Source organism: Duganella margarita (assembly GCF_009857535.1).
Classification (GTDB): domain Bacteria; phylum Pseudomonadota; class Gammaproteobacteria; order Burkholderiales; family Burkholderiaceae_D; genus Rugamonas; species Rugamonas margarita.
This window is the reverse complement of record NZ_WWCS01000037.1, coordinates 1-26269: the sequence shown is the minus strand read 5'-3', so window position 1 is coordinate 26269 and position 26269 is coordinate 1. Positions and strand designations below refer to the sequence as shown.

At 64.8% G+C, this 26269-nt stretch carries 22 protein-coding genes; 15 read left to right on the top strand and 7 right to left on the bottom strand.

Translation table 11 applies throughout. The annotated features are described in order from the left end of the window. Positions 1–170: 170 nt before the first annotated feature. Together GTP55_RS28215 and GTP55_RS28210 are read right to left on the bottom strand one after the other, a co-directional pair. Positions 171–2462, bottom strand: coding sequence for a coiled-coil domain-containing protein (locus GTP55_RS28215; RefSeq protein WP_161048092.1), 2292 nt, complete (start codon positions 2460–2462; stop codon positions 171–173). Positions 2463–2565: 103 nt separating this feature from the next. Next, positions 2566–3558: a serine/threonine protein kinase gene (locus GTP55_RS28210; RefSeq protein WP_202423902.1), complete on the bottom strand. Its 993-nt coding sequence runs from the start codon at positions 3556–3558 to the stop codon at positions 2566–2568. A 64-nt stretch (positions 3559–3622) separates the two neighbouring features. On the opposite strand from GTP55_RS28210, the gene GTP55_RS28205 reads away from it, so the two are divergent. From GTP55_RS28205 to GTP55_RS28190, 4 genes are all read left to right on the top strand, one after another. Beyond that, on the top strand, positions 3623–4318 hold the full coding sequence (locus GTP55_RS28205; RefSeq protein WP_161048090.1) for a UPF0149 family protein: 696 nt from the start codon (positions 3623–3625) through the stop codon (positions 4316–4318). Positions 4319–4389: 71 nt separating this feature from the next. Then, positions 4390–5718 (top strand): Nramp family divalent metal transporter, encoded by a 1329-nt coding sequence (locus tag GTP55_RS28200; protein WP_161048089.1) that lies wholly within the window; start codon positions 4390–4392, stop codon positions 5716–5718. Between the two features lie 68 nt (positions 5719–5786). Next, positions 5787–6212, top strand: a complete 426-nt coding sequence (locus GTP55_RS28195; protein WP_161048088.1) for an STY0301 family protein — start codon at positions 5787–5789, stop codon at positions 6210–6212. A gap of 47 nt (positions 6213–6259) precedes the next feature. Then, a complete protein-coding gene (locus GTP55_RS28190) occupies positions 6260–7138 on the top strand; it encodes a cupin-like domain-containing protein (RefSeq protein ID WP_161048087.1) in 879 nt (292 codons plus the stop codon). Between the two features lie 17 nt (positions 7139–7155). On the opposite strand, the gene GTP55_RS28185 is transcribed toward GTP55_RS28190, so the two are convergent. From GTP55_RS28185 to orn, 4 genes are all read right to left on the bottom strand, one after another. Continuing rightward, a complete protein-coding gene (locus GTP55_RS28185) occupies positions 7156–8157 on the bottom strand; it encodes a hypothetical protein (RefSeq protein WP_161048086.1) in 1002 nt (333 codons plus the stop codon). Positions 8158–8231: 74 nt separating this feature from the next. After that, positions 8232–9110 (bottom strand): alpha/beta hydrolase, encoded by an 879-nt coding sequence (locus GTP55_RS28180; RefSeq protein ID WP_161048085.1) that lies wholly within the window; start codon positions 9108–9110, stop codon positions 8232–8234. Between the two features lie 90 nt (positions 9111–9200). Then, positions 9201–10190 carry a DUF1176 domain-containing protein gene (locus GTP55_RS28175; RefSeq protein WP_229258204.1) on the bottom strand — a complete coding sequence of 330 codons (990 nt, stop codon included), beginning with the start codon at positions 10188–10190 and terminating at the stop codon, positions 9201–9203. Next, entirely contained in the window at positions 10190–10786 is a 597-nt protein-coding gene (gene orn, locus GTP55_RS28170; RefSeq protein WP_110849905.1) for an oligoribonuclease, read from the bottom strand. The genes GTP55_RS28175 and orn overlap by 1 nt, the downstream gene beginning before the upstream one ends. A 56-nt stretch (positions 10787–10842) precedes the next feature. Here orn and GTP55_RS28165 point away from each other — a divergent pair, with 56 nt between their 5' ends. The 4 genes from GTP55_RS28165 to GTP55_RS28150 are packed head-to-tail and all read left to right on the top strand — an operon-like array spanning position 10843 to position 16260. Then, positions 10843–12111, top strand: coding sequence for a M48 family metallopeptidase (locus GTP55_RS28165; protein WP_161048084.1), 1269 nt, complete (start codon positions 10843–10845; stop codon positions 12109–12111). After that, positions 12108–12455: a 4a-hydroxytetrahydrobiopterin dehydratase gene (locus GTP55_RS28160; protein ID WP_161048083.1), complete on the top strand. Its 348-nt coding sequence runs from the start codon at positions 12108–12110 to the stop codon at positions 12453–12455. Before GTP55_RS28165 ends, GTP55_RS28160 begins: the two co-directional genes overlap by 4 nt. Continuing rightward, positions 12452–13366 (top strand): ribosome small subunit-dependent GTPase A, encoded by a 915-nt coding sequence (rsgA, locus tag GTP55_RS28155; protein WP_161048082.1) that lies wholly within the window; start codon positions 12452–12454, stop codon positions 13364–13366. Before GTP55_RS28160 ends, rsgA begins: the two co-directional genes overlap by 4 nt. A gap of 50 nt (positions 13367–13416) precedes the next feature. Then, positions 13417–16260, top strand: a complete 2844-nt coding sequence (locus tag GTP55_RS28150) for an ATP-binding protein (protein ID WP_161048081.1) — start codon at positions 13417–13419, stop codon at positions 16258–16260. A gap of 79 nt (positions 16261–16339) precedes the next feature. On the opposite strand, the gene GTP55_RS28145 is transcribed toward GTP55_RS28150, so the two are convergent. Further along, positions 16340–17659: an alpha/beta fold hydrolase gene (locus GTP55_RS28145; protein WP_161048080.1), complete on the bottom strand. Its 1320-nt coding sequence runs from the start codon at positions 17657–17659 to the stop codon at positions 16340–16342. A gap of 378 nt (positions 17660–18037) precedes the next feature. Here GTP55_RS28145 and GTP55_RS28140 point away from each other — a divergent pair, with 378 nt between their 5' ends. The 7 genes from GTP55_RS28140 to GTP55_RS28110 form a co-directional block, all read left to right on the top strand. Further along, positions 18038–18658 carry a PEP-CTERM sorting domain-containing protein gene (locus GTP55_RS28140; protein ID WP_202423901.1) on the top strand — a complete coding sequence of 207 codons (621 nt, stop codon included), beginning with the start codon at positions 18038–18040 and terminating at the stop codon, positions 18656–18658. A gap of 147 nt (positions 18659–18805) precedes the next feature. Further along, positions 18806–19732, top strand: a complete 927-nt coding sequence (gene argF / locus GTP55_RS28135; protein ID WP_161048079.1) for an ornithine carbamoyltransferase — start codon at positions 18806–18808, stop codon at positions 19730–19732. A 99-nt stretch (positions 19733–19831) separates the two neighbouring features. Beyond that, positions 19832–21064 carry an argininosuccinate synthase gene (locus GTP55_RS28130; RefSeq protein ID WP_161048078.1) on the top strand — a complete coding sequence of 411 codons (1233 nt, stop codon included), beginning with the start codon at positions 19832–19834 and terminating at the stop codon, positions 21062–21064. A gap of 93 nt (positions 21065–21157) precedes the next feature. Beyond that, complete coding sequence (locus tag GTP55_RS28125) at positions 21158–22972, top strand: methyl-accepting chemotaxis protein (protein ID WP_161048077.1); 1815 nt, start codon at positions 21158–21160, stop codon at positions 22970–22972. 71 nt (positions 22973–23043) lie between these two features. Then, positions 23044–24861, top strand: coding sequence for a methyl-accepting chemotaxis protein (locus GTP55_RS28120; RefSeq protein ID WP_161048076.1), 1818 nt, complete (start codon positions 23044–23046; stop codon positions 24859–24861). Between the two features lie 22 nt (positions 24862–24883). Further along, positions 24884–25342: a chemotaxis protein CheW gene (locus GTP55_RS28115; RefSeq protein WP_161048075.1), complete on the top strand. Its 459-nt coding sequence runs from the start codon at positions 24884–24886 to the stop codon at positions 25340–25342. After that, positions 25339–26269, top strand: a 931-nt coding sequence (locus tag GTP55_RS28110) for a CheR family methyltransferase (RefSeq protein ID WP_161048074.1), incomplete at its 3' end; no start/stop codon positions are given. The genes GTP55_RS28115 and GTP55_RS28110, both read left to right, overlap by 4 nt.

Here is a 26269-nt window from a genome sequence, read left to right as displayed (position 1 = left end):
ACCTATCTGACCCACGGGCTTAATGGCCCACAGTCTGGTCGGCATCACCCTGCCTGACCGCTTCACCTTTCTGATTATCTGATGGCGACGCGGTACGTTCAATATACGAGTTCTGCCAAATGTACATGAGCTCGTGTGCATTTGGCAGAACTGACCCCGAATTTTGGAATTTAGCGGGCGCGCCAGACGGCTTTGCCGCTCTCGGCTGGCTGGCTCTGGCGGGCCGCTTCTTTGCGGGCGCGGACGGCGTCCAGCGTGGTGATGTTGTTTTCTTCGGCCGTCACCTTGGCCTGCACCGACGCCAGCACTTTTTGCGCAGCGCCCAGGCGGCGGGTTTCCAGTTCCAGCAAGTGTTGTTTGGCGGCGGTCATCGCGGCCGTGGTGTCGGCGACCTTGCGTTGCATGGCGGCGTGCGCCTGTGCGGTCGCCAGCAGCGCTTGCTGGGCGGCGGCTTTGTCGGCCACGGCTTGCGTCGCAGCCTGCTCAGCTTGCTCGCGCTGTTGCATCGCCTGCGCTTCGGCCTGGGCTGCGTCGGCGCGCTGACGGGCGCTGGCGGCGATGTTCTTTTCCGCTTCCAGCCGGCTGGCGATGGCTTGCGAAGCACGCACTTCGGACGCAGCGGTAATGCGCTGCTGCGTCAGTTTCTGGTCGATCAGCGCCAGCGACGCGCGCTCGGCTTCAATGAATTCACGTTCGGCAGCCAGCAGTTCTTCGGCCTTGGCGGCTTTTTCCTGTTCCACGCGGGCGCGCTCGGCATGTACCGCACCCAGTTCCACCGCCAGCCGCGCCTGCGCTGCCAGCGCCTGGGCGGAGCGGGCTTTCTGTTCGGCTTCGGCCGACACTTGCGCCGCCATCACGCGTGACGCTTCGGCTTGCTGTTCGGCGGCTTCGGCCAGGCGCTGCTCGGCTTCCTGCTGTTGACGCAGCGCTTCGGTCTGCGCGCGCTCGGCGGCCACGCGCTGCTGCGCGGCGTCGGTGGCGCGTTGTTCGGCGTCCAGTTTGGCGTTCAGGGCGATGATGGCTTGCTGTTCGGCGGCGCCGCGTTCCTGTTCCGCTTGCAGCAGCGCGGCGGCGCGGCCGGCGCGTTCGGCCGCCAGCGCGCTGGCGGCGTTCTGCGCTTCGACGTGTTGCGCCAGCGTGGCGATTTCCGCCTGCTCGGCGGCGTTCTGGCTGGCGGCCAGCTCGGTGGCGGCGCGCGCCAGCGCAGCCCGTTCGTTGGCCAGCTCGGCGGCGCGCTGTTGTTCCAGGCTGTCGGCACGGGCGGCCTCGGCCGCAGCGGCGTCGGCGGCCTGGCGCTGCTTGGCCTGATCCAGTGCGGCGCTTTCCGCTTCGACCTTGGTCAGCGTAGCCAGTTCGGCATCCTCTTCGGCCTGTACGCGGGCCAGCGCGACGGCGCGCAGCTGATTGTCGACTTCCAGGCGCGCTTCGGTGGCGGCCAGGATGCGGGCGTCGGCTTCGCGCCGCGCTTGCGCGCTGGCGGCGGCGACCGCTTCCATGCGTTCGCGGTGGATGGCGGCGTCACGGATTTCTTTTTCGGTTTGCAGGCGCAGGCGCAGCGATTGCGCGGCGCTGTGCTCGGATTCGGCCTTGGCCTGCGCGATCTGTTCGCGCTCCTGCTCCAGGTGGGCCAGTGCGCGGGCTTCTTCCAGCGCGCGCGCTTCGGCGGCCGAACGCTTGTAGGCGGCTTCCAGCGCGATCTTGTCGGCGCGTTCGCGCTGCTTGGTCAGTTCCAGCGCTTCGGTTTCGGCTTCGGCCAGTTGCTGGGCGGTCTGGCGGGCGCCGGCGGCGTGCCGCTCGCGTTCGCGCGCCAGCGTGGCGACGCGGGCGTCGGCCGAGGCGATGCCGACCACTTCTTCCTTGGCGGCCTGGACTGCGGCGACACGTTCGGCCGCTTGCAGGCGGGCCTGTTCGGTCTGTTCCTGCAGTTCGGCGGCGGCGCGCGCGGCCTGCTGCGCCAGTTCGGCGTCGGTGGCGATCTGTTCGTGGGCGCGCTTGCGGTTTTCTTCTTCGGCGCGGGTGCGTTCTTCCGCAGCCAGGCGAATCAGGTTGTCGGCTTCGGCGCGCGCGCGCAGACCGGCGGTTTCCTGCTTGACGGCGTCCAGCCGGGCCACGCTGGCCTGGGCGGCGGCGCGCATCGATTCCAGCCGTTCCTGGTTGGCGCTGATCGCCGCTTCCGAGGCCTGGGCATTTTGCAGCGCCACGGCGGCGGCGGCGGCGTCGATGGCGGCGCGGTCTTCGGCCAGCGCGCGGGCGCGGGCTTCGGCGTGGGCGCGGCTTTCGGCGGCGCAGGCGGCCTTGGCTTCGGCTTCGACCCGGGCGATGGCTTCCTGGATGGCTTTCATTTCCATCGCGGCGCGCGGCAACTGGGCCGGAACAGCGCTGTCGTCGGCATACACGCTGGCCATCGGCAATGGCAGCAGGGTGGCATCGTCGCGTTCTTGTTTGACCAGTTGTGCTTGCATGAGAGTCTCGCTAAGAGGATTTTCCGAGCTCTCATTATCACGGACCGGTCAGGCTAGCCGAACCGTAAGAAGAGGCGGAAAACCCCGCCTATTCTCGGATTGGTCAGATCGCCAGCGGCGGCTCGTCCATCAGGGCGACCTGCTCGCGCAGCTCCAGGATGCGGTCCTGCCAGTAGCGCTGGGTGTTGAACCACGGAAACGCCTGCGGGAAGGCCGGGTCATCCCAGCGCCGCGCCAGCCAGGCCGAATAATGGATCAGGCGCAAGGTGCGCAGCGCTTCGACCAGGTGCATCTGGCGCGGGTTGAAGTCGCCGAAATCCTCATAGCCAGCCAAAATGTCGCTCATCTGGCGCACCTGCTCGGCCCGCTCGCCGGACAGCATCATCCACAGATCCTGGATCGCCGGTCCCATGCGGGCATCGTCGAAGTCGACGAAATGCGGGCCGGCGTCGGTCCACAGCACGTTGCCGCCGTGGCAGTCGCCGTGCAGGCGCAGCTGCGGCAGTTCGCCGGCGCGGTCATAGGCGCGGCGCACGCCGTCCAGCGCCTGCTGGGAAATCGCCGCGTAGGACGCTTTCAGGTCCAGCGGAATGAAATCATTGTCCTGCAAAAACGCGCACGGCTCGGTGCCGAAGGTGTCGATGTCCAGCGCCGGCCGGTGGGCGAACGGTTTCACCGCGCCGATCGCGTGGATGCGGCCAATGTAGCGACCGGTCCACTCCAGCACCGCCGGGTCGCCCAGCTCCGGCGCGCGGCCGCCATGGCGCGTGAACACGGAAAAGCGGAAGCCGGCATGCAGGTGCAAGGTGGTGCCATGCAGCGCCAGCGGCGGCACCGCCGGGATTTCGGCGTCCGCCAGTTCCTGCGTGAAGGCGTGTTCTTCGAGGATGGCGTCGTCGCTCCAGCGGCCCGGCCGGTAGAACTTGACCACCAGCGGCTTGTCATCTTCGATGCCGACCTGGTAGACGCGGTTTTCATAGCTGTTGAGCGCCAGCAGGCGGCCGTCGCCGCGCAGGCCGATGCTGTCGAGGGCGTCGAGCACGCAGTCCGGGCTCAAGGCGGAATAAGGGTGGGATTGCGGGTGAGATTCGGTCATAAGCGCCATTGTACGGGGCGCGGCGTGTATACTGTCTGCTTACCCCAAATAAAAAGAGCAAAATATGCAACTCGACCAGCCTTTGAGCGAAAAAGAATTCGACGAACTGGACAGCTTCCTGCTGTCCGACCGCAGCCCTGAAGATGCCATGACCATGGACATCCTGCACGGTTACCTGACCGCCATCGCGATCGGCCCGGAAACCATCATGCCGGCCGAATGGCTGAAAAAGGTCTGGGGCAAGGAAGAAACCGATGTGCCGAAGTTCAAGCACGAAAAGGAAGAACAGCGCATCGTCGAACTGATCATGCGCTTCATGAACGAAGTGCTGGTGACGTTTGAAGTAGCGCCGAAGGAATTCGAGCCGCTGTTCGTCGAGCACGAGCACGAAGGCCAGACCCTGATCGACGCCGAAGCCTGGTGCTGGGGCTTCTGGGAAGGCATGGAGCTGCGTCCCGGCTCGTGGGACCCGATCTGGGAGTCCGAAGTGGGCGACCTGATGCGTCCTATCTACCTGCTGGGCGCCGACGAGATCGAGGAAGAGGAACTGCCGCTGGTGGAAGATCCGGTCAAGGCCCACAAGCTGGCGCAGGAACTGGAAGCCAACCTGCCGGCCATCTACAAGTTCTGGGTGCCGCGCCGCAAGCCTGCCGTCGAGACCGTCAAGCGCGACGAGCCGAAAGTCGGCCGCAACGACGACTGCCCTTGCGGCAGCGGCAAGAAGTTCAAGAAGTGCCACGGCGCTGACTCGGCCGAATAATCCGCGCAATGCCAGAGGGACGGCGTCCCTCTGTCTCCAGTAAAATGCAGGCATCATTGTTCAGGATGCCTATGTTCTCCCTGCCCTTCAAGCTGCCCACCACGGCCACCGCGCCGTTCTGTCCTTCCGAAGTCGCCGGCACCGTCGCCGTGCCCGAGGGCGACCCGTTCTGGAAAAAAGTCATCCGCTTCGCCGGCCCCGGCCTGCTGGTCTCGGTCGGCTATATGGACCCGGGCAACTGGGCCACGGCGATCCAGGGCGGCTCGCAGTTCGGCTACCAGTTGCTGTTCGTGGTCGTGCTATCCAGCCTGGCGGCGATTGTGCTGCAATGCCTGAGCATGCGGCTCGGCATCGTCACCGGCAAGGACCTGGCCGTGCACTGCCGCGAACAATACCCGCCGGCGGTCGGCAAGACGCTGTGGGGCTTCGCCGAAATTTCCATCATCGCCTGCGACCTGGCCGAAGTGCTGGGCTGCGCGCTGGCCTTCAAGCTGCTGCTGGGGGTGTCGCTGCCGGTCGGCGTGGCGCTGACCGCGCTCGACACGCTGATCGTGCTGGGGCTGAAGGGCAAAGGCTTCCGCCAGGTCGAGGCCATCGTGCTGGGGCTGATCCTGACGGTGGCGGTCTGCCTGTTCGCCGAGCTGGTGTTCGTCAAGCCGGACTGGCATGCGGTGGCTGCCGGGCTGGTGCCGTCGCTCAGCGCGCTGTCGTCGCGCGAGCCGCTGTACCTGGCCATCGGCATTCTCGGCGCCACGGTGATGCCGCACAATCTTTATTTGCACTCGTCGGTGGTGCAGACGCGCGTGGTGCGCCGTGACGACGCAGCGCGACGCGAAGCGATCGGCCTGTCGCGCATCGATACCGTGGTGTCCTTGCTGCTGGCCCTGCTGATCAACGGCGCCATCCTGGTGCTGGCGGCGGCCGCCTTCTACCAGCCGGGCAGCGGCCGCGTGCTCGACATCGACGACGCCTACCGCCTGCTGGAACCGGTGGCCGGCACCGCACTGGCCGCCATCCTGTTCGGCCTGGCGCTGCTGGCGTCCGGCCAGAGTTCGACGTTTACCGGCACCATCGCCGGCCAGGTCATCATGGAAGGCTTTTTGAAGCTGAAGATCCCGTGCTGGCAGCGGCGCGCCATCACCCGCGGGCTGGCCTTGATCCCGGCCATGATCGGCGTCATCGTGCTGGGCGAGCACTCGGTCGGCACCTTGCTGGTGCTGAGCCAGGTGGTGCTCAGCATGCAGCTGCCGTTCGCCATGTATCCGCTGGTGAGCCTGACCTCGCAGCGCCGCATCATGGGCAACTTCGTCAACGCCTGGTGGACCACGGCGCTGGCCTGGTTCCTGTTCGCCGTCATCTCGGCCGCCAACGCGTGGCTGGTGTGGCAGGCGTTTTCCTGAATCCAGCGCAATATGCGCGGCGGCACGCGGCGCTATAAAGGAAGGCCCGTCTTCACCAAGGAGCCGCCGTGCGCTACCCACCGCTTGTCGCCGCCAGCGTGCTGGCCTGCCTGCCCGCAGCCGCAGCACCGGTCATCTTCGACTGCCCACGCGTGATCGACATCGCCCAAACCACGCGCCCCAGCGATCGTTCGTGGGAGCAGGTGGCCGACAGCGAACTGCCGCCGGCCACGCTGACCACCGTGACGATGTACACCCAGCATCCCAGCGACGGCGGCAATCTTGTGCCCGACCAGACCGGGCGCCAGGACGATACCGAAGTCACGCTGTGGCGCCTGCCGCACGATTCGGCGCCGTACTGGATGGCCTGCGTCTACCGCCAGTCGCGCATCCTGCTGGCCAGGCCGGTCCCGCTGGAGGCCAGGCAATGCCGGCTGACCACCACCCTGCCCGCCCCGCAGGCCGGCGAGGTCGTTTCCTTTGTCTGCGAGTGAGCCGGCGCTACAATGGCGGCGCCCCTACCGAAAGTACAAGTCAGACGATGTTAAGAAAGCAAAAGACCCTGCCACCGCGCGTGCTGGCCAGCGAGACGCCGGCGCAGGCGGCCGCCAACAAGCTGGCGCGCGAGCAGCGCGATGCGCAGGTGCGCGGCGTCAGCTCCATCCGTGCGATGCGCGAGGCGATCAAGCAGGCTGCGCGCGCGTTGCCCGCCATCACCACGGTGCCGCGCGTGCGTGGTCTTGGCGCGGCAGACTTCCGCCGCCGGGCCGCGCTGGGCCTGCCGTTCCTGATCGATGGCGTGGTCGGCCGCTGGCCGTTGAGCGCACACACGCCGGACCTGCTGCGCGACAAGCATGGCCACATGGCGGTGCGCGCCCGCGTCGGCGATTACATCAACACCGCCTTCGCACCCGACCGCGCCATGCAGGACATGACCATGGCCGAGTATCTCGACCTGGCCGAGCGTACCGAAGGTCTGCCGCCCTATCTGGGCAACCTGGAACTGCGCGAATTGAACCGCATGTGCCACTGGCCGACCTGGTTCGACAAGATGGGCCCGGCCCGCTTCTGGGTCGGCCCGGCCGGCACCCTGACGCCGCTGCATTGCGATTACGACGACAATATCTTCGCGCAGATCTGGGGCCGCAAGCGCATCTTCCTGGCGCCGCCCCATCATGATGAATTCCTGTACACCAGGGAAGCCAGCGCCATGCTGTTTGGTTCGCCGTTCGATCCGGAAGCGCCGGACTACGAACGCTACCCGCTGGCGCGCCAGGCCACGCTGATCGAGATGCTGGTGCAGCCGGGCGACATGCTGTATGTGCCGGCCGGCTGGTATCACCAGGTGCGGGCACTGACGTTTTCGCTGTCGTCCAACCGCTGGGCGCGCGGCGTGCCGCTGGCGCTGGCTGAGGAATAACGCATGACCGGCCTGCGCTACTCTTCTTCCCCGTACTGGTCCTCGTGCATCAACTCTTCCGGCACGTTGTAGACAAACGCTTTGTTGTCGAACATCACCTTCCAGCGCTTCGGTTCCATCGGCGCACCGTATTGCGAGCCCTTGGCGGTAACCGTCAACGGGCCGGGGAACGGGCCGGTTACCGGCGCCGTGGCATAGGTCCAGCGCGCGTGCTCGCAGCGAACCGGCTGATGCTGCACCGCCTCGGCGCCGGCGGCGACTTCCTCGTCGGTGGCGTCCGGCGACCGCTTGGTGTATCGCTCGACCAGCTTTTCCCATTCCGCGTACTCGGCATTGGCTTGCGCGCAATCCTTGCCGGGATCGGCGTCGGCTGCGGCACGGAACCTGGCCAGTTCGGCGATGCTCTCGCCGTGCGGCGCCAGCACCACATTGGTTACCGTCACGCGCTCATGCTTCGGCTCTAGCCCGCTCTGCACCTTGATCACCCAGCCCCACAGCGTCTCGGAGAGCGCCTCGAAGTGGACGTTTTCCGGCTTCAACGGCACTTCGTAAAGCTCGCGCACCGGGTCGCTGATCTCGACCAGGCCGTCGCTGCCCTTGCCGTCCGAGCGGATCTGGAATACGCCGTAGAATGCGGTGGCTTCGCCGCTGAGCGGAATGCCGCTGGTGACAAAGTACAGTTCATCGCTGGCGCCGACCGCCTCAATCCGCGCCTGCTGCACCACGCGCACCAGGAAGGGCTGGTTGTTCTGATCGACGTACATCCAGCCTTTTCTCTCGGCCGAATACTTGCCGTAGTTGCGCGTCATCGATTCGTCGATCGAGGCAGCCTCGTCGATCTTGACCAGCACCGGCCCCTGGCTGGCTTTGTAGAAGGCGGCGCCGACCAGCACAATCGCCAGCACGCCCAGCGTGGCCAGCACGTACAGTATGTAGCGGCCCCAGCGGCGCGGCTTTTTCTCAGGTGGCGGAGGTTCGGTCGAAACGACCGGCGGAACGGGTTCCAGGATATCGGACATGGTTTCTGTAGATCATTGTTAGTAAGTTGATATCTACGGATATTAATGCCAAAAGGAAAAAGATGGCGCGCGATTCACCTGGCTGGGGGCGTGAGTACAAAGGCGGCGACATCATCCAGCGTCGGCGCCAGCCAGCGCATCGGCGCCGCCAGCGAGGCCACCAGCGTGGTATGGCTGACATGATCGTAGTACAGCTCCTTGACCGGCACCTGCTGCGCCCGCAGCGCGGCGGCCAGATGGCCGGTATTGCGCGCCGGGTCCACCAGGCGGTCGCTGCGCGCCGCAATCAGCAATGCCGGTGGCGCTGCGGCCGTCACGTGATAGACCGGCTGTGAAGCCGGCGGCGTAGCCGGAAAATGAAACACCGGCTTGGTGGTCGGGTTTTCTATGGGTAAAAAATCGTAGGGGCCGGCCATGCCGATCCAGCCGCGCAACACCGACGGCGCCATGCCCTGCTCCGCCAGCCAGCGCGGGTCCAGCGCAATCATCGCCGCGTTGTAGGCGCCGGCGCTATGGCCCATGACAAACAGGCGCTGCGGATCGCCGCCGTACTGTGGTGCATGCTGACGGGCCCAGGCCACCGCTTGCGCCACGTCCTTGAGAAAATCGGGATAACGGACTTCCGGATACAAGCGGTAATCGGCAATCACCGCCACGATCCCGCGCGAGGCCAGCGCGCGGCCGACAAACGCATAGTCGGCGCGCTCGCCGTCCACCCAGTTGCCGCCGTAGAAAAACACCACCACCGGCGCTGTAGTCCGGCCAGCCGGCAGCTCGCGCGGGCGGTAGACGTCCAGCTTGCGGCGCGGGCCATCGCCGTAGGCCAGGTCCGGCGTGCGTTCGGACGCGCCGCCCGGCGACAAGGCATTCAGCGTCGTCAACGGCGAACAGGCGGCCAGCGCCAGCAGCAATAACGGCAATGCGACCAGCAGCATCAGGGAAGATCGGGACATGGCAAGGCAATCAGGAAGTGGCGACAGGCTACTCTAGCCCGGCAGCAAGCGCGCCACCGTGCGGCACGCCACCGCCATCACCGCGCGCTGCTAGCGCCGGGCGGTCCACAGCCGCAACGGAAAGCCGCCGCCCGGCATGCCACGGCACATCGGCGCCCGGGCCGCCGACAGCAGCTGGAAACCCTCCGCCGTCCACAGCCACTCGGTGGCGTCGCCGCAGTCGCCGATGCCCCGGCCCTTGCCGTAGGTATGCAGCACGCCTTTGTTGAATTCCGGCTCCATCGGCGCGTCGTCCCACTGGCCGCCGGGCAGCGGCAGCCGCACAGGCTGCGGCGCGTAAGGCGGCTTATCGCTGGCGCGCCACATCGCGTAGGACGACTGGTAGGCGCCGCGCGCGCACTCGACGAACAGCAGCACCTGGCTGGACGACAACCGCACCACTTGATGATTCGGGCCGGCGTCCGGGCCGGGGCCATCCTGGCACTCGTTGGCCGGCAGCGCCTTGAGCAGCTTGGGCAGCAGCGCCGCATCGCTGGCGCGCGTCGCTGGCACCGGCAAGGCACGCAGCAGCGGCGCCGGCAGCGCCGCCGGCACCGAGCTTGCCGGCTTGTTACCCGGACGCGCCAGCGCGGTCACGGTATCGACCCGGCCTTGCAGATCGTCCATCTTCAGCAGCGTCGCATTCAGACCGGCCAATGACAGTTCCCACTGCTGCTTGCCGTCGGTAACGCTGGCCGTCTCGGCTTTTTTCAATGCCGGCAGCAGGCGCGCGACCTGCTCCGGCTTCAGCGCGCCGGTAATGCCCTGGATGACGACATTGCCGGCGCGAATGCTCAGGTTGGCGGCTTCGCCGTCGCCGGACAATGCCATCAGCCAGGCCTGCACCGGCGCGTTGCCGCCGGCGTCGCGCGCCAGCATCAGCGTCACCGGCAGTTCGGCCTCTTCGCGCTGGTAGCCCACTACTTCGCAATGACAGGTGTTGTCGCAGGCGCCGGACCAATCCTTGTAGCCGAACTCCTGCGCCTCGGCCAGACCGGCAACAACCAGGGCGCCCAGCGCCAGCAGCAGACGGCGCATCATCACAGCTTGATGAAATGCTCGCGGTAGTACTTCAGTTCTTCGATCGACTCGATGATGTCGGCCAGCGCGGTGTGCTTTTGCGCTTTCTTGAAGCCGCTGACCATTTCCGGCTTCCAGCGCTTGCCCAGTTCCTTCAGCGTCGACACGTCGATGTTCCGGTAGTGGAAGAACGCCTCCAGCTTCGGCATGTAGCGCACCATGAAGCGGCGGTCCTGGCCGATGGTGTTGCCGCACATCGGCGCTTTGCCCTTCGGCACCCACAGTTTCATGAACTTGATCAGCTCTTCTTCCGCCTGCGCTTCGGTCACGGTCGACGCCTTGACGCGCTCGGTCAGGCCGGAGCGGCCGTGCGTGCCGCGGTTCCAGGCATCCATCTTGTCCAGGGTTTCGTCCGACTGGTGGATGGCGAATACCGGGGCTTCGGCCAGCACGTTCAGGTGCATGTCGGTGACCACCACCGCCACTTCGATGATGCGGTCGGTGTCCGGCTCCAGGCCGGTCATTTCCATGTCCACCCACACCAGGTTGAATTCATTCGGGCGTGGCGCGGCTGGTACAGCGGCGGAACCTTCTGGCAAATCAGTAGCTTGTGACATAATTCTCTTCTCTTGGCTAAATTAATCCGAATCTGCCATTTTCTCACAGGCACAGAATGTATTCACTCGCGTTTTCGATTTTGTTCGTATCTTTCATTATTTTGACGCTGCTGGTGCGTTTCTGGCTGGCGTCGCGTCAACTCCGTCATGTGCTGGCGCACCGCAGCGCCGTGCCGGCGGAATTTGCCGAAAAGATACCGTTGGCCGCCCATCAAAAGGCCGCCGACTACACCATCGCCCGCACCCGATACGGCCTGCTGACGCTGATGGTCAATACCCTGGTGCTGGTCGGCTTTACGCTGCTGGGCGGGCTGCAATGGCTGTCGCTGCAGATTTTCCAGCTGACCGGCCCCGGCATGGTGTACCAGCTGGTGCTGCTGGCGGCGTTCGCGCTGATTTCCGGCCTGATCGACCTGCCGTTCGACTATTACAAGCAATTCGGCCTGGAGCAGCGTTTCGGTTTTAACAAGATGAGCAAGGGCCTGTTCTTCGGCGACCTGATCAAGGGTTCGCTGCTGGCGGCGGCCATCGGCCTGCCGCTGGCGTGGGTGGTGCTGACCTTGATGAACCAGACCGGCGACCTGTGGTGGCTATACACTTGGGTCGTGTGGAGCGGCTTCCAGCTGCTGATGATGGTGCTGTTCCCGACCGTGATCGCGCCGCTGTTCAACAAATTCACGCCGCTGGAAGACCAGTCGCTGAAAGCCCGTATCGAAGGCCTGATGACGCGCGTCGGCTTCGCCTCCAAGGGCCTGTTCGTGATGGACGGTTCCAAGCGCAGCGCGCACGGCAACGCCTATTTCTCCGGCTTTGGCGCCAACAAACGCATCGTGTTCTTCGACACCCTGCTGTCGCGCCTGCAACCGCAGGAAATCGAGGCGGTGCTGGCGCACGAGCTGGGCCACTTCAAACTCAAGCACATCATCAAGCGCATCAGCATGATGTTCGCGATTTCGCTGGGTTTCCTGGCGCTGCTGGGCTACCTGAAGACGCAGCCGTGGTTCTACGACGGCCTCGGCGTCAACCCGCTGCTGCTGCCAGGCCAGGGCAACGACGCCATGGCGCTGCTGCTGTTCATGCTGGTGCTGCCGGTGTTCACCTTCCTGTTCAATCCGCTGACCTCGCTGGGTTCGCGCAAGCACGAGTTCGAGGCGGACGCGTTTGCCGCCCAGCACACCGATGCGCGTGACTTGGTGTCAGCGCTGGTCAAGATGTACGAGGATAACGCCTCGACGCTGACGCCCGATCCGCTGCACTCGGCCTTCTACGACTCGCACCCGCCGGCCAGCGTGCGCATCCGGCAACTGAATCTGGCGGCGTCATGATGACCACCCGCGCCGACCTGCTGGCCGCCCGCTGCCATCCCCGCGCGGACGCGCTGGACGCCAGCGCGGCCGCGCGCCTGCAAGCGCTGGTGCCGGACTGGACGATCGACCACGGCCGCCTGACGCGCAGCTTCGCCTTCAAGAATTATCATCGCACCATGGCCTTCGTCAACGCCCTGGCATACGTAAGCCACACTGAAGACCACCACCCCGAAATGACCGTTACCTATAACACCTGCATCGTCCGCTACGACACCCACTCCGCCCACGGCCTGACCGACAACGACTTCATCTGCGCCGCCAAGGCCGACGCGCTGTACCAGCAAGCGGCGGTGCCGGCATGAGCGACGCCCCGAACCAGCAGCGCACCGCCATCATCATCGCCGCCCACGGCCGCCACTACCTGGCGGAAGCGGACGGCGTCAAGCTGCAATGCGTCACGCGCGGCAAGAAGACCAATGTGGCGGTGGGCGACATCGTCCACATCACCATGACCTCGCCCGACCAGGGCGTGATCGACAAGATCGAGGAACGCAAGACCCTGCTGTACCGCTCGGACCAGTACAAGTCCAAGCTGCTGGCGGCCAACCTGACGCAGCTGTTCATCGTGGTCGCCACCGAGCCCGGCTTTACCGACGACCTGGTGTCGCGCTCGCTAGTGGCGGCGGAAGCGGCCGGCATCAAGGCCCACCTGATCCTCAACAAGACCGACGTCGCCGCCGCCCTGCCGCGCGCCCGCGAACGGGTGCAGCTCTACGCCAACCTGGGCTACCCGGTGCACGAAGTGTCGGCCACCGCCGCGCCGGAACACGCGGTCGCCACCTTGCAGCCGCTGCTGGCCGGCCAGTCGTCGATCCTGATCGGCCAGTCCGGCATGGGCAAGTCCTCGCTGATCAACCTGCTGGTGCCGGACGCCGACATCGCCGTGCGCGAAATCTCCGCTGCGCTCGACACCGGCAAGCACACCACCACCTTCACGCGGCTGTACACGCTGCCCGACCTGGGGCCGGAATCGTCGATTATCGATTCACCCGGCTTCCAGGAGTTCGGCCTCTACCATCTGAGCGAGGGCATGCTGGAGCGCGCCTTTGTAGAATTTGCCCCATACTTGGGTCACTGCAAGTTCTACAATTGCCGCCACCTGATCGAACCGCAATGCGCGGTGCTGGACGCCGTCGCCGCCGGCAAGATCGCCAAGATGCGCCACACCCTGTACGGCCAGCTGTTGCACGAGTCATCACAAACACTGTATTAATAACAAGCTTGCGTCTATAATGCCTTGGAGCAAGTATCCTGGGGAAGCCGATGGACATGTTTGCGCTGGACGACGCGTTAGCCGAGTGGGAGGCCGCCCTGCCGCCGCTGCGTGGTCCGGCGCGGCTGTCGCTGCTGCTGCCGCTGGCCTGGCATCTGCGCCAGCGCGACACACCGCGCGCGCTGCAGCTGGCGGCCGAAGCCGAAGCGCTGCTGGCCGGCGCGGTCCCCGCCCTACCCGCTGAACAACGCGACGCCCACAGCGCCCGCCTGCAACTGGTACGCGCGGAAGCCACTTGGCTGTCCGGCCAGCTGGAGGCCGCCGACGCCCTCGCGCAACAGGCCGGCCAGCGCTGCGCCGCCTTGCAGCTGGCCGCCGGCGACGCCGACGCCCACTGGCTGCGCGCCTGGATCGCCATCGACCGCGGCGACCACGTCGCTGCCGAAGCCGAACTGGAACAGATGGCGGCGGTGGCCCGCGCCGGCGGCGACCTGCAGCGCAGCGCCATCGCCGACGCCGTCAACGCCCGCTGGGCCGTGCTGCGCGACCTGCCCAGCGCCCAGCAGCGCTGGTCGCAACGCTTCACGCCGGCGGAAGAAAACCAGCCCGGCGTCGCCAGCTGGATCTACGACTACTACGGCCTGGCCGCCAGCGGCGCCAGCGACTTCGGCGCCGCCGCCGGCCACTACCTGCGCTGTTACGAGGCGGCGCTGGAAAGCGGCCAGCTGCGCATGGCGATCACCGCCGCCATCAACATCGGCCTCGACTTCACCGCGCTGAACGACCACGAAGCGGCGCTGGAATGGATGGAAAGCGCGCTCGACCTGGCGCGTCCGACCGGCTGGCCGCGCAGCATCGGCGCCTGCCTGACCCACACCGCCGACAGCATGCGCCGCCTCGGCCGGCTGGACGCCAGCGCCGCGCTGCTGCAGGAAGCGGTGCAGCTGCTGGCGCCGCTGTCCGGCGCGCGCAGCTACGCCACCGCGCTGCAGTACCTGGGCGACCTGGCGCTCGACCAGGGCGACTACCCGGCCGCGCTGGACGCCTTCCGCAAGCTCGCAGCACGCGGCGACGCGCTGCAACATGCCGACTTCCAGAGCATCGCCCGGCGCGGCCAGGCGCACGCGCTGTGCTTCCTCGACCGGCCGCAAGAAGCGCTGGCGATGGCGGTCCAGGCGGCCGAACTGGCGCAAGCCCAGGCCGACCGCTACCACCACGTGGCCGCACTGCGCGTGATGTCGCTGATCCATCTGCGCCACCAGCTGCCGCCGCCGGCCGGCATGACCGAACCCAACGCCACGCTGCACTTCCTGCACCAGGCGCTGGCCGTGGCCGGCCACATCAACGGCTACACGCTGCCGGCCGACCTGCACGAAGCGCTGGCGCGCGAATATGCCCACATCGGCGACTACCGGCAAGCCTACGCTGCGGCGCAGCGGGCCGCCGCCGCGCGCGCCCAGACCCACAGCCAGGACGCCACCAACCGCGCCATCGCCATGCAGGTGCAGCACCAGACCGAGCACGCGCGCGCCGAAGGCTTCCACCACCGCGAACTGGCGGCCGCCGAAGCGCGCCGCGTCGACCTGCTGCAACAGACCAAGGCCACGCTGGAACGCCTGTCGGCGATCGGCCAGGAAATCACCACCCACCTCGACGCCGGCGCCGTGTTCCAGGCGCTGCACCGCCACGTGCAAGCGCTGCTGCCGGCCAACTCGCTGGCGATCTACCTGTGCGATCCCGGCTGCGACACCATCAGCCGCGTGTTTGGCATCGAAAACGGCCAGCCGCTGGCCAGCAATACCATCGACGTCGCCAACCCGCGCGCCAACGCCGCCCGCAGCCTGCGCGAACGCAGCGAGATTTACGTCGCCAATGCCGGCCCGGACGACATCTTCCTGGCCCCCGGCACCCAGGTCATGGTCAGCGCGCTGTACGTGCCGCTGCGCGTCGGCGAACGCACGCTCGGTGTGATGACGGTGCAAAGCACCATGGCCAATGCCTACGGCGAGCGCCATCGGCTGATCTTCCGCACGCTGTGCGCGTATGGCGCGATTGCGCTGGACAACGCCGAAGCCTACCGCCAGTTGAAGGACGCGCAGACCCAGCTGGTGTCGCAGGAAAAGCTGGCCGCACTGGGCGCGCTGATGGCCGGCGTCGCGCACGAGCTGAACACGCCGATCGGCAACAGCCTGCTGATCGCCAGCACGCTGGTGCAGAAGACCGAAGAACTGGAAGCGCAGATGAACGGCAGCGGCCTGAAACGCTCGGCGCTGGCCGCCTACCTGGAAGACGCGCGCAAGGCGCACGAGCTGGTAATGCGCGGCCTGACCAGCGCGGCCAACCTGGTCAACAGCTTCAAGCAGGTGGCGGTGGACCGCACCACCGAGCAGCGGCGCGAATTCAACCTGGCGCAGGTGTCGCAGGAAGTGGTGGCCACCATGATGAACCGCATCCGCGCCGCCGGCCACCGCATCGAACTGGAGATGCCGGACACGGTGTCCCTCGACAGCTATCCCGGCCCCTACGGCCAGGTGATCGCCAACTTCATCAACAACGCCCTGCTGCACGCCTTTGCCGGCAAGAGCCACGGCAGCGGCAGCATGTGGCTGCGCGCGCAGGCGCCGGTCGACGGCCGGGTGCAGGTCAGCTTCCGCGACAACGGCGGCGGCATCGCGCCCGAACACATGTCGCGCATCTTCGATCCCTTCTTCACCACCAAGCTGGGCCAGGGCGGCAGCGGCCTGGGGCTGTCGATCAGCTACAACATCGTCACCTCGCTGATGGGCGGGCTGATTACCGTCCACAGCTCCCGCGACGGCACCACCTTCACCCTCGACCTGCCGCTCACCGCCCCCGAAAACAAACTGCCGTCGACCAGCCACATCTACCATTGACATGCCTGGCCACCGCAGGTGAGGTCGCCCTCACCTGCGCCGGCTTCCGCCCGAGCCTGTGTGCAAAAAAAAACCGAATCTACTGGGAGGCGATTTCGAACTTCGGCAATCTCAGGCGGTTCACGCACGCAGTGTCGACTGTTCTTGGATTGGCATTTTCCAAAAAATTGGCCGTGACATCTTCCAGGCACGCGCCCCAATCTTCAAACATGGTGTGCGACCTGTTGGGGACAATGACTAACCTGCCATTCGGCATGTGAGAGATAATTTTTTCGCTGTTGCTGGAGGGAGTCGCTGGATCAAATTGTCCAGCAAGTAGCAAGATGGGCGTGTTGGAATGGACCGGAGTATGAAGTTGCGGACTGATCTGACCACGCGGCCAGTTGCGGCACGCGGCAATCTGCTGATCGATGCGGAACGATCCGATGAGTGTACCTGCAGCAAGGGCGCGTTCCTTCCCCTCATCGAGGAAAGGTAAATCCTCATTGCAGGTGATGGCCATGTACAAGCCCCAGGGCGCCGCATCTTCGAATTGTTCGCGCCATGTGGCAATCGACGCAAGCAGTGCCTGATTCTTGTCTTCGTCGGCAAGCGTGTGTATCAATCGCGGCAAGGAAGCGGCGCCTGATACCGCATAAAGATACATGCGTAAATAGGACGCCACAACACCGGAAGAAATAGGCAGGACGTGGGCCTGGTCCTGCGACCCTTTGTGCAAAACAAGACCTGTTCCGTTGAGCATCGCCTTCAATTTTTTCAGATCACCGAAGACATCCGGAAACGCGGTAGAACATTCTTTGTCGGCTTTGCACCGGTTTAATATTTCGGTCAACGACAGTTCGGCCTCGCGGGCCAGGCCGGCGGGGACATATGCCCCTGGCGCTTCTGGTCCCAGTAGCAATGTGGCGCGCACCGAATGATCATAATGGCGAAGATATTCCTGCGCTAAACGGGTGCCGTAGGAATAGGCGATTATACCGATCTGGTCGTAAGACAACGCTGCCCGGACATTGTTTAAGTCACGGGCGGCTTCGGACGTCGTATACCGCGTCAGATCGACTGTGGCGGACAAACGCCGGGCGCATTTGACGAGATTTTCAGCTGGCCATAAATCTCTCAGCAAGACGCTTTTGTCTTGATTCGGGTTGGCGCAATGGAGGTCTGGAGAAATGCCTGTGCCTCTCTGATCGATAAATACAAGGTCATGCGTCCGTCCCACCTTTTTCCACACCTCGGATTCGTCCTCGATCGTCGACGTCGTTCGTTGACCCGGGCCGCCCTGGAGCAGGAAAATTGCTCGCGACGGGCTGACCGGATTGGCTGCCTGGAGGATGACCACATCCAGACTGATTTGTCGTCCACCTGGTAAATCGTAGTTTTCAGGAACAATGGCTTTCATGCACACAGCATTCTTTATGCTTGAGGCTGGGCAAACCATCTTTTCTAACGTTATTTTGTCTGGGCCTGGATTGGCACCCAGTGCGGCAAGCGGGAGGCTGAGACCAAAAACTGCCCAGGCCATCAAGAAACTTTTGATCCTGTATCGATTCATTTCCATCTTTGTAGAAGGTAACTCTATTATTAAACCGAGCGCGGTAGTTTCGCAGCCTGGCTTGAGCCTGGATGAGAATAGGCGCAAACTTCAGTGCAGAGCCATCCTCATCATGCCACTGAGCGACGACTTATGTAAATTTATTTGAACTTTCTGAATGTTATCGGGAATACACGGTTTGCGTGCCCAGGCGCGCTTCCTACAACCATAACCCGGATAACTGACATGAAAAAACTGCTTCTGAAAGCGCTTACCGTCGCTGGCCTCGCCGCCGCAGCCAATGCGTACGCCGTCACCGACGCCGCCAACGATTTCCTGTCGGTCTACACCGGCAGCCACGACGCCGCCTTCGACGTACTGTCGGCCGATGTCGCCTACAACGCCGCGAGCAACGAGTTCGTGTTCCGCACCACCGCCGCCGGCCCGATCTCCGGCGTCGCCGGCGCCGCCTATGTGTTCGGGCTCGATGTCGGCGGCTCGACCAACGCGCCGTTCGCCTCGGTCGGCCTGCCGGGCGTGACGTTCAATTCCACCGTCACGCTGCGCGCGGATGGCACCGGCAGCATCGGCGCCAACGCCGTCACTACCCATATCGTCGGCAACCAGATCTTCTCCACCGTGTCGGCCGCGCTGCTGCCGTCCAAGGGCCTGGCTTTCAAGGACTACACCTGGACCGTGTGGTCGATCGACAACCGCGTGCAGGGCCTGGGCCGCCTGGCCGACTTCGCACCGGACGCCAACATCACCGTCAGCGCGGTGCCGGAAGCCGACAGCTACGCCATGCTGCTGGCCGGCCTCGGCATGCTGGGCATGGTCGCCCGCCGCCGTTCGCGCAAGACAGTCTGAACCCCGACTGACAGAGTGCCAAAACGCGTCCGGGCTACCACAGCTAAGTGCCTGTATAGACAGGATAATCTGCGGTAATTAGCCCTACTCGCCGAATTGCCTTTATAATTGTTCGGCTAAGCCGTAGCCATTCTGTCAGTTGTTATTATGCCCATCCAAAAACCGATCAAGCATTACCTGCAGTTTTCCGACCTCACGCTGGACGAGTATGAGTACGTCATCGAACGCGCGCACCTCATCAAGCGCAAGTTCAAGAACTACGAGATCTATCACCCGCTGATCGACCGCACGCTGGTGATGGTGTTCGAGAAGAACTCCACCCGTACCCGCCTGTCGTTCGAGGCCGGCATGCATCAGCTGGGTGGCGCCGCCATCTACCTCAACACGCGCGACTCGCAACTGGGCCGTGGCGAGCCGGTGGAAGACGCCGGCCAGGTCATGTCGCGCATGTGCGACATCATCATGGTGCGCACCTTCGGCCAGGACATCATCGAGCGTTTCGCAGCCCATTCGCGCGTGCCGGTGATTAACGGCCTGACCAACGAGCACCACCCGTGCCAGGTGTTTGCCGACATCTTCACCTACTACGAGCACCGCGGCTCGATCACCGGCAAGACGGTGGCCTGGGTCGGCGACGCCAACAATATGCTGTACTCGTGGCTGCAGGCGGCCGAGGTGTTCGGCTTCCACGTCAACGTGTCGACGCCGAAGGGCTACGACATGGACATGTCGCTGGTCTCGACCGACCGCTACACCTTCTTCGATAACCCGTCCGACGCCTGCGAAGGCGCGCACCTGGTCAACACCGACGTCTGGACCAGCATGGGCTACGAGGAAGAAAACGCCGCCCGCCTGAAAGCCTTCGACGGCTGGATCGTCGACAGCGCCAAGATGGCGCGCGCCGCGCCGGACGCGCTGTTCATGCACTGCCTGCCGGCCCACCGCGGCGAAGAAGTGGCGGCCGACGTCATCGACGGCCCGCAATCGGTGGTGTGGGACGAGGCGGAAAACCGCCTGCACATTCAAAAAGCGTTGATCGAGTACCTGCTGCTCGGCCGCATCGACAACAAGTAAAGCAATCCGTCATTCCCGCGCACGCGGGAATCCATGCTGAGTATGGGTTCCCGCCTGCGCGGGAACGACGACAGTCAAATTAACCAACTGGGATCAATCATGAGCGATATTAAAAAAGTAGTCCTCGCCTACTCGGGCGGCCTCGACACCTCCGTCATTCTGAAATGGCTGCAGGATAACTACCAGTGCGAAATCGTCACCTTCACCGCCGACCTGGGCCAGGGCGAAGAACTGGAACCGGCACGCGCCAAGGCGATCAAGTTCGGCATCAAGCCGGAGAACATCTACATCGACGACGTGCGGGAAGAATTCGTGCGCGACTTCGTGTTCCCGATGTTCCGCGCCAACACCGTGTACGAAGGCGAATACCTGCTGGGCACCTCGATCGCCCGTCCGCTGATCGCCAAGCGCCTGATCGAAATCGCCAACGAGACCGGCGCCGACGCCATCTCGCACGGCGCCACCGGCAAGGGCAACGACCAGGTGCGCTTCGAGCTGGGCGCCTACGCGCTGAAACCAGGCGTCAAAGTGATCGCGCCATGGCGTGAATGGGACCTGCTGTCGCGCGAAAAACTGCTGAAGTACGCGGAAGACGCCGGCATCGCCATCGACATGAAACACAAGAACGGCGGCGCGCCGTACTCGATGGACGCCAACCTGCTGCACATCTCGTTCGAAGGCCGCCACCTGGAAAACCCGAGCGCCGAAGCCGAGGAATCGATGTGGCGCTGGACCGTGAGCCCGGAACAGGCGCCGAACGAAGCCGAATACGTCGACCTGGAATACGAAAAAGGCGACATCGTGGCCATCAACGGCGTGCGCATGTCGCCAGCCACCGTGCTGACCGAACTGAATCGCCTGGGCGGCAAGCACGGCATCGGCCGTCTCGACCTGGTGGAAAACCGCTACGTCGGCATGAAGTCGCGCGGCTGCTACGAAACCCCGGGCGGCACCATCATGCTCAAAGGCCACCGCGCCATCGAGTCGATCACGCTGGACCGCGAAGTGGCCCACCTGAAGGACGACCTGATGCCGCGCTACGCTTCGCTGATCTACAACGGCTACTGGTGGGCGCCGGAGCGCGTCGCGCTGCAAACCCTGATCGACCACACCCAATCCACCGTTAACGGCTGGGTACGCGTCAAGCTGTACAAGGGTAATGTGATCGTGGTGTCGCGCGATTCCAAAACCGACTCCCTGTTTGATATGAACATCGCCACCTTCGACGAAGACGGCGGCGCCTACAACCAGGCCGATGCCGGCGGCTTCATCAAACTGAACGCGCTGCGCATGCGCATCGCCGCCAACGCGCGCCTGAAACGCGGTCAATAACGTCGTCGATACCGCTTGATAGCAATGGCCGCTCGCTGAGCGGCCATTTTTTTGATACATTGGTCCAACGTCCTGATCGGGAGTGGAGCCAGCATGTTCAAGAATCTCAGTATCAAGAAAAAACTCGCTACAGGATTCGGCGCCATCGTCGCCATCATCGTCGTCCTGCTGGCCCTCGCCTACACCAACTTCACCAAGCTTTCCGCCGCCAGCACCTGGGACCTGCACACCATGCAGGTGCTGCTGGAAGCCGGGCAGATTGAAACCTCGCTGATCCAGATCCAGACCTCGACCCGCGGCTTCATGCTGACCGGTGAGGAAAGCACCACCGCGCCGATCAGCGGCGAAGAAGACGCAGTGCGCCACCATCTGAAAGAGATCACGCGTCTGACCGCCGACAATCCCAGCCAGCAGGAACGCCTGCAACGGCTCGGCCCCATGATCCAAAACTGGATCGACAATGTGATCCATCCGCTGCTGGAAAAACGCCGCGCGCTGAACCAGCAGGTCGGCGTGTCGCAGCAGGTGGCGACATCGGCCGACGTGCTGAATGGCGCCAAAACCATCGCCGACGTGCGCCAGCTGCTGCGCGAGGTCAGCGACGAAGAAAAACGCCTGCTGGCGCTGCGCACCAAAAACTCGGCCGACCTGTCGGAGTCGATGATGCTGCTGCTGATCCTCGGCGGCAGCGTGTGCACGCTGCTGGCGCTGATCATCGGCGCGCTGCTGTTGCAGGCGCTGGGCGGGCCGATCGGCCGGCTGGCGGCGGTGGTCGAACGCATCGCCGGCGGCGAACAGGGCGCGCGCGTGGAGGTCACCTCGCGCGATGAACTGGGCCAGATGTCGGTCTCCTTCAACCAGATGGCGCAGGCAATCCAGGACAGCCTGGCCAAGGAACTGGCGGCCGCCAACCTGCTCAAATCCAAGGTCGATGCGCTGCTGACGGTGGTGTCGAAGGCCGCCGCCGGCGACCTGACCGGCAAGATCACGGTGCACGGCGACGACGCCATCGGCCAGCTGGCCAGCGGCCTGGCGCGCATGTTCGACAACCTGCGGGGGCTGATCAACGATGTGCAGAAGGCCGGTATCCAGGTCACCACCTCGGCCACCGAGATCGCCGCCTCGGCCAAGCAGCAGGAAGCCACCGGCGTCGAACAGGCGCAGACCAGCGTCGAGATCCTCAGCACCACCAAGGAAATCTCGGCCAACATCACGGAGCTGGTCAAGACCATGGAGGAAGCCACCTCGGTGGCCGACTACACCACCCACGCCACCGCCGACGCCCAGGGCAACCTGCAGCGCATGGACGGCACCATGCAGACCATGGTGGCGGCGACCGACTCGATCAACGCCAAACTGGCGGCATTGTCGGAAAAAGCTAGCAATATCAACAGCGTTCTGATTACAATTACCAAAGTGGCCGACCAGACCAACATCTTGTCGCTGAACGCCGCCATCGAGGCCGAAAAGGCCGGCGAGGCGGGACGCGGTTTTTCCGTCGTCGCCACCGAAATCCGCAGGCTGGCAGACCAAACCTCCGTCTCCACCTGGGACATCGAACAGATGCTCAAGGAAATGCAGTCCGCCGTCTCCGCCAGTGTGATGGGCATGGACAAATTCTCCGAAGAGATCCGCCGCAGCGTCGGCGAGGTGCGCCAGGTGACCAATCAACTGTCCGGCGTGATGGACCAGGTACAAAAGCTGGCTCCCCGATTCGATCAGGTATTACAGGGCATGCAGTCCCAAGCCGTCGGCGCTGCCCAGATCAGCGAAACCATGATGCAGTTGAATGACGCCACCCAACAGACCGTGGAGTCGCTGAAATCGACCAGCGAGGCAGTCCACCAGTTGCAGTATGCGGCCGGCGGCCTGCAGACCAGCGTCGCCACCTTCTCGGTCGCGGCCTGACAACACCTTAAATCTGGCCGGTGTGGGAGAATGCCGCTTGCAATCTGGTCCCCGCCAGCCCTGGAGAAAAAATGTTTAACGACTTGAGCATCAAGAAGAAGCTGTACCTCAGTTTTAGCACCATTCTGGCCATCATCCTGGTGTTGTTATCCATCGCTTACAACCGCTTCAACAGCCTGTCCGAAGCCAACGCGTGGGACCGCCACACGATGGACGTGATCCAGGCCATCGACGTGCTGCGCAACGACCTGCTGCAAGTCCAGGTGGAAGCGCGCGGCTACTACCTGACCGGCAGCGCGCAGCGGCTGGAGCGCACCCGCAAGGAGATGAGCGACCTGCCAAACTCCATCAGCGAACTGCAGAAGCTCACCGCCGACAATCCGAACCAGGTGGCGCGCTTTAAAAAACTGGAGGACATGATCAACGTCTGGAGCAAGGATGTGATCACCTCCCAGCTGCAGATGCGCCAGGAACTGGGCGACAAGCCGGGCGCCGCCGACGCGATGGGCCGCACGCCGCAGCTGTCGGGCACCACCAGCTCCGCCATCGGCGACATCTACAAGTTCATGAATGACGCGGCGGCCGAAGAGAAGCGCCTGCTGGTCGAACGTTCGCAGGCGTCGGAACGCTTGCAGGAATCGATGCGCATGATCCTCACCGGCGGCGGCATGGTGTGCGTGGTGCTGTCGCTGGGCGTGGCCTGGCTGCTGGTGCGCGCGCTGCTGTCGCCGTTGAACAACCTGACCCACGCGGTCAACCGCATCGCCGGCGGCGACCAGGCGGCGCGCGCCGAGGTGTTGTCGGCAGACGAACTGGGCGAAGTGTCGACGGAATTTAACCGCATGGCGCAATCGATCCAGGACAACCAGGCCAGGGAGCTGGCCGAAACCAATGCGCTGCGCGCCAAGGTCGATTCGCTGCTGGGCGTGGTGTCGAAGGCCGCCGCCGGCGACCTGACCGGCAGGATCGACGTCAGCGGCGAGGACGCCATCGGCCGCCTGGCCGCTGGCCTGGACCGCATGTTCGACAACCTGCGCGGGCTGCTCAACAACGTGCAGAAAGCCGGCATCCAGGTCACCACCTCGGCCACCGAAATCGCCGCTTCGGCCAAGCAGCAGGAAGCCACCGGCATCGAACAGGCGCAGACCAGCGTCGAGATCCTCAGCACCACCAAGGAAATCTCGGCCAACACCTCGCAGCTGCTCAAGACCATGGAGGACGCCACTGCGGTGGCCGACTACACCACCAGCGCCACCGCCGACGCCCAGAACAACCTGCGCCGCATGGACAGCACCATGCAGCACATGGTCTCGGCCACCGACTCGATCAACGCCAAGCTGGCGGCCCTGTCGGAGAAGGCCTCCAACATCAACAGCGTGCTGATTACCATCACCAAGGTGGCCGACCAGACCAATATCCTGTCGCTGAACGCCGCTATCGAAGCCGAGAAGGCTGGCGAGGCGGGACGCGGCTTCTCGGTGGTGGCTACCGAAATCCGCCGCCTGGCCGACCAGACCTCGGTCTCCACCTGGGACATCGAGCAGATGCTGAAAGAGATGCAGTCGGCGGTATCGGCCAGCGTGATGGGCATGGACAAATTCTCCGAAGAGATCCGCCGCAGCGTCGGCGAAGTGCGCCAGGTGACCGACCAGTTGTCGGGCGTGATGGACCAGGTGCAGAAACTGGCGCCACAGTTCGACGCGGTGCTGCAAGGGATGCAGTCGCAGGCGGTCGGCGCGGAGCAGATCACCGCCACCATGATGCAGCTGAACGACGCCACCCAGCAGACGGTCGAATCGCTGAAAGCCACCAGCGAAGCGGTGCACCAGTTGCAGTACGCGGCCGGCGATCTGCAGACCAGCGTCGCCAACTTCGCGGTTGCGGTGTAAGCGGACCGGCGGAGCGCATACGATGAAACTCCTCGTCTTCCACATCGGCGCCGACCGCTACGGCCTGCGCCTGCGCGATGTGGTGCGCGTGCTGCCGCTGCTGGAACTCAAGCAGCTGCCGCTGGCGCCGGACAGCGTGGCCGGCCTGATGGACCTGCACGGCGTCTCGGTGCCGGTGATCGACTTGTGCCGCGCCAGCGGCCTGCCGTCCGGCGCCGACCACTTCGACACCCGCATCATCGTCGCCGACTATGTGGCGCCGGACGGCGTGCACCACCAACTGGGCCTGCGCGCCGAACGCGTGCTGGGGGTGCAGGAGGTGCGCGACGAGCAGTTGAACCACAGCGGCGTGCAGGCGGCCCCCTTTCTCGGCCAGGTGGTCAGCGATGAGCAAGGCATGCTGCAACTGGTGGAACTGGACCAGCTGCTGCCGGCCGAGCTGCGCGCGCTGCTGTTCCAGTCAACGGATAACAGCGCATGACGCCGGCCCAGTCCCTGCTGCGCGCCGCCACCGGCCTGAATCTGTCGAAGGCGGTGGTCGATCGCGCCATCAAGAACCGCATGGAGCAAACTGCGGCGGCCGACGCCGAGGCCTACCTGCAGCAGATGACGCCGCAGGAAATGACGGCGCTGGTGGAACTGGTGGTGGTGCCGGAATCGTGGTTCTACCGCGACCCGCAAGCCTTCGCGGCGATGACCGAATTGGTGCGCGCGCGGCTGGCGGCGGAACCCGGCCGGCTGCTGCGCATCCTGTCGATTCCCTGCGCCGGCGGCGAGGAGCCTTACACCATCGCCATGGTGCTGACCGACGCCGGCATCCCGGCCGCCAACTTCATGGTCGACGCCTTCGACATCAGCCCGACCTGCGTGGCGCGCGCCAGGAGCGGCATCTACGGCCGCAACGCCTTTCGCGCGCAGGACCTGGCGTTCCGCGACCTCCACTTCACCAGCGCCGGCGACGGCGACTACCGCGTCAACGACAGCATCCGCCAGCAGGTGCGCTTCAAGCAGGGCAACCTGCTGGAGTTCGACCTGTCGACGCGCACCGGCTACTACGACGTGGTGTTCTGCCGTAACCTGCTGATCTACTTCGACAAGCCGACCACCAAAGCCGCCATCGCCAAGCTGCGCGCGCTGCTGGCCGACGACGGCCAGCTGTTCGCCGGCTACGCGGAAGTGCCGTCGTTCTGCCAGCATGGCTTCACGCCGCTGTCGTACAACCAGGCCTTCGGGCTGCTCAAGGACGTCGCCGTGCCGGCCAGGCTGACGCAAGCGCCGCCTGCGCCACGCGTGCCAGCCAAGGCGCCGCCACCGCGCGCTGCCCGCAGTATCGCTTCGCCGCCGTCGCTGCCGACAACCACGCCCCTGCCCTCGCCACCGCTGCGCAGCCGCATGCCGGCCAGGCCTC